Source organism: Chitinivibrionales bacterium (assembly GCA_014728215.1).
In the GTDB taxonomy this organism is placed as follows: Bacteria; Fibrobacterota; Chitinivibrionia; order Chitinivibrionales; family WJKA01; genus WJKA01.
Map to the genome: position 1 here is coordinate 1 of WJLZ01000174.1, position 3,972 is coordinate 3,972.

The following is a 3,972-nucleotide window of genomic DNA, read 5'->3' on the forward strand; positions in this document are numbered from 1 at the left end:
ATAGTCCATTTTGCCAAAAAGATATTCAGGCTCCGGGATTGTCGCAAAAGACTGCCTCTAAAAAGACCGGTTCGCCCCTGTCTGAATTATTCCATGAAACGCTGCAGCGGCGCATGCGGGGGTAAAATCAGCAGGGAAGCATATAATGAAAACATACAAATGCTGATTAAATTTTTACAGGGCAAACGCAAAGACCTGATCGCCTCACTCAACGAACAGATGGAACAGGCATCCGCGCTCCTGGAATTCGAGCAGGCGGCCCTGCTCCGGGACCAGATCCGGCTGATCAAAGATGCCTCACGGCTTCAGCAGGTCGACCTTCGTCTCCCGGAATCCGACGCCGATGTCTTTGGATGGTATGCTACCGAAAAGTATGTCTGTCTCACCGTGCTCGCTTTCCGTGAAGGCTTGCTGTTAGGCAAGGAGCATTTTATTGTGAACAAACAGCAATGGGACTTTGAGGAATCGAACCTCGACTCGCTTGTTGTCCGCTATTACCTTCGTACCTCCAGGGAACCACCGTCCGAACTGATTTTACCTCAGTCATTACCGATCGAAAAAGAGATGCTCTCTACCTGGCTCGGTGAACATTTTAAGCGGCCCATCGGTATTGTCATTCCACAACGAGGGATAAAGCTTCATCTTATCGATCTTGCCCAAAAAAACGGAAAACTCTATCTGGAAATCCATCGCCCCATGCAGGCGATCGAAAGCGTGCAGGCGCTTAAAAAAGTCTGTTGCCTTCCCAACATGCCCTCGCGAATCGAAGCTTTTGATATTTCCAACATGGGAAGCAGCTTTGCTGTTGCAGGCATGATTTCTTTCAGGGATGGTGTCCCGGATAAATCGAATTACCGGCGGTATAAGATTAAGAGTGTCGAAAATCAGAACGATTTTGCCATGATGATCGAAGCGGTGAAACGCCGCCTGGACCGTTTAAGGCGGGAAAACAAACCTTTTCCCGACCTTCTTCTTATCGATGGTGGAAAAGGCCAGCTGAGTGCCGTGCTTAAACCGCTTTATGAGTTCGAAAATCCTCCCATGGTAATTTCGCTGGCCAAAAAAGAAGAGATACTCTACTCCCCATACTGTAATAATCCGGTGCGATTGCCGCAAAACCACAGTGCACGAAAACTCGCAGAGCGAATCAGGGATGAAGTTCACCGGTATACGGTCACCTATCACCGAAAACTGCGGGGCAAACAGTTCAAAGGGTCGTCACTCGAGTCTCTTGAAGGAATCGGGCCCGGAAAAGCGAAATTGCTGCTGCGGCGGTTCGGGTCGATCGCCCGGCTTAAAGAGGCTCCCGTCGGGGAAATCGCCCAGGTAAAAGGTTTTTCCGAAGAATCGGCCCAAAAGCTGAAAAGTATGCTGTAATCCTTACAGGTCATGGGATGCAAATTCCATGAAATACTCACAGCTTTCGCAGTCCTCATTGACATACTGAAAAGAGACCCCTTCAACCATCCCTTCCACGATCCAGCAGGGTGCATTTGAAGGATTAATCTTTTTAAAGCATTCATCACAGGTGGTAGCATTGTCGGGATTATGGTTATCCCAGTATTCCCAGCAGGGCGGACGTCTTTTTGGTTTTTCCTTTTTTTCTTTCTCTGCAGCCGCGGCGTCCCTTTTCTCTTTCAGCGCATCGAAAACATTCCCGGCTTCAGCGGTAGTTTGCACCAGGGTAAGAAGCCGGTCGAGTTTCGTGCTCTTAAAGGAGGTCAAAACGTATCCCCCGGCCCCGATTATTACCAGCTTTCCACCATTCTGCTTTGTCTCCTTGTGAATCTTGACAAGAAGTCCCAGGCCGCAGGAATAGATATTATTAACCGCGGAAAAATCCAGAATAACCTTGAATTTATTCTTCGATTTGATTTTTTCCCAAATCTCGGAGATTGCCCGGGTTTTATCATTATTCACAACACCTTCACAGGTAACCACGGCGATATCGGCGTCAAAATCGGAAATCAAACCTGCATTCCGGTTCATCATCAGATAATATTCGCACTTAAGGCATTTTTTAAGAAGGTCGCGATTTTCCTGCTGGTGAACGCTTTTCAGCACCCAGCATTTAATATTCTCAAAATCATCGGGATTCTCGCGGAAATTATTCCAGACAAAGCATTTTTCCTGTTGCTCCTTTGAGCATTTGGTTAATTCATAACATTTCACGCGGCAGGACCCTTTCCTCTCTTTTCCTTATTACCCTGTCTGGGGCCGATACTACAAGAAAAGATCTCGATATTTTGCTTGCAAGGTAATAATCCAGTATGTTTAATAGTAATATTGTTATTATACCTCATGAAAGTCGATATTTCTATATTTTATCAAAAAATCCTGAGGCAAAATATATTTTCTTGAAATTTGGTATTCCATTCACTCCGATAGTAGAATTTTTATGCCGCTTCCCTGGATAGCACTAAATTCTGTCAAGGGCCTCGGGCCGGTACGGATCAAAAACCTGCTTGAAAAGTATGGCTCCCCCGAGCATGTGTTCAAAACTTCCCAAACACAACTCCAGCAGGAAACCGGGCTTTCAAAGGCCATAGCAAGCCAGATCCATAATCCCAATTTGTTTGCGGAAGCCGAAAAGCAGGTCGAGTTGTCCCGTCGGCTCGATGTCACCATTCTTACCCTTGATAACGATGATTATCCACCGCTGCTAAAAGAGATCTTTGCTCCACCGCCGGTGTTGTATGTAAAAGGTTCTCCTGATGCATTTACTCACCATGCCGTAGGAGTGGTCGGCACCAGGAGAGCTTCCCAGTACGGGAAAAATGCAACATCCCATATTGTCAAAGGCCTGGTCCGGTCGAATCTGGTGATTGTCAGCGGTCTTGCGCTGGGGATCGACACCACGGCTCATCAGACCTGTCTCGAAAACAATGGTAAAACAGTAGCTGTTTTCGGTTGCGGTCTCGATACAATCTATCCGGCAACAAACAGAAAACTGGCGGAGCGGATTCTCGAAAACGGAGCACTGGTATCGGAATTCCCTCTGGGGTCCTCGCCCGAATCCTTTAATTTTCCGCGGCGCAATCGGATTATCAGTGGTTTATCGGCAGGGGTGCTGGTGGTTGAAGCCGGTGAGAAGAGTGGCGGTCTGATAACCGCACACTATGCTCTTCAGCAGGGAAGAGATGTTTTTGCCGTAGCCGGATCGATATTTTCACCCCAGAGTGTCGGAACCCACAAGCTAATTAAAAGCGGTGCGGTTCCTGTACGAAATGCTCGGGAGATTGTAGAAACGATTCAGGCAATCGATCACCTGAAAACCCCTCACTTTGTGGAGGCTCCAAAACCGAAAGTGGCCCTGGAGCTTCTCTCGGAAAAGGAAAAAAAGGTTTTTGAAATGCTTTCATCGCTACCCCAGCGGATCGACCAGTTGACCGAGAAAACCGGTCTGGCTCTTACCGACCTTCTGGGCCTGCTTCTGAACATGGAACTCAAAGGTCTCATTCAACAGGTTTCCGGACAACAGTTTATCCGGGCGTAAATATACATGAAACAAAATCGAATAAAAATTGGACGTTGGATACTTATCACCTGTGCAGTGGCTTTACTCTATTTCCTTCTGAGCGGACCCAACAGTGTTATTACCCTTTTCAGATCTCACCGCGAACTGAAAACAATTGAAACCGAAATCAGGCAAATGCACAAAAATATTGACTCTTTGAGTGTACAAATAGAAAAATTGAAAAACGACACCGCCTATCTCGAAAAGCTTGCACGAGAAAAACTGGGAATGGCTAAAAAAGATGAGCGTGTTTATAAATTTATTGAGGAGAAAAACTGAGCAATGCGAAAGTATGTCAAGCAGATAATCCCCAACATTGTATCCGGTGCCCTGATCATTCTACCTCTTGTTACGACCCTGTATGTGTTTTTCTTCCTTTTTCAAAAAGCCGACTCGGCGCTTCCCTATCTTTTTCATACTCTCATACCGTCGCTTCCCGAAGAATGGATACCCGG

Annotated in this window: 5 protein-coding genes; 4 read left to right on the forward strand and 1 reads right to left on the reverse strand. The window is 46.7% G+C overall.

Features of this window, described 5'->3' with window-relative positions:
- Entirely contained in the window at positions 1 to 1,377 is a 1,377-nt protein-coding gene (gene uvrC / locus GF401_15525; GenBank protein ID MBD3346463.1) for an excinuclease ABC subunit UvrC, read from the forward strand.
- Positions 1,378 to 1,380: 3 nt separating this feature from the next.
- Here the strand turns inward: uvrC and GF401_15530 are convergent, their stop codons facing one another.
- Entirely contained in the window at positions 1,381 to 2,172 is a 792-nt protein-coding gene (locus GF401_15530) for an STAS domain-containing protein (protein ID MBD3346464.1), read from the reverse strand.
- A 226-nt stretch (positions 2,173 to 2,398) separates the two neighbouring features.
- On the opposite strand from GF401_15530, the gene dprA reads away from it, so the two are divergent.
- The 3 genes from dprA to GF401_15545 all read left to right on the forward strand — a co-directional run.
- Entirely contained in the window at positions 2,399 to 3,496 is a 1,098-nt protein-coding gene (dprA, locus tag GF401_15535) for a DNA-protecting protein DprA (protein ID MBD3346465.1), read from the forward strand.
- A gap of 6 nt (positions 3,497 to 3,502) precedes the next feature.
- Positions 3,503 to 3,796: a hypothetical protein gene (locus GF401_15540; GenBank protein MBD3346466.1), complete on the forward strand. Its 294-nt coding sequence runs from the start codon at positions 3,503 to 3,505 to the stop codon at positions 3,794 to 3,796.
- A 3-nt stretch (positions 3,797 to 3,799) separates the two neighbouring features.
- The coding region (locus tag GF401_15545; protein MBD3346467.1) for a hypothetical protein at positions 3,800 to 3,972 on the forward strand (173 nt) is incomplete at its 3' end.